We start from the raw sequence: 315 nt of genomic DNA, 5'->3' as shown, positions 1-315 counted from the left end.
CGAGTGACGACGCCGAGCCCGCGGACCCCTTCGGCGGGAACCGCGGGGAATCGGACGCCGACGCGGGCGACGGGGACCCGTTCGGCGGTGCGACCGATGACGGCGAGGCGCGCTCCTCCGGCGACACGGCCGACGACGGTGACCCGTTCGGAGGGACCGACGAGCCGAGCGGCGACCGGTCCGGGGGCGACCGGTCCGGTGACGACTCGACGGCAGACGGCGTACCGGCGGACGCGTTCGGCGATGTCGGCGGCGGCGGAGAGTTCGGGTCGTTCGGTGCGGACGACCCCTTCGGCGGCGGGAGCGACGCCGGCG

At 76.8% G+C, this 315-nt stretch carries 1 pseudogene; it reads left to right on the top strand.

Annotation, left to right across the window (positions count from 1 at the left end):
* Positions 1-315, top strand: a pseudogene (locus tag Z052_RS10530) (KaiC domain-containing protein); the annotation flags it as partial.

Origin of the sequence: Halorubrum sp. C191, assembly GCF_002727095.1 — an archaeon.
GTDB lineage: Archaea > Halobacteriota > Halobacteria > Halobacteriales > Haloferacaceae > Halorubrum > Halorubrum ezzemoulense.
This window is presented reverse-complemented; position numbering and strand designations above follow the sequence as displayed.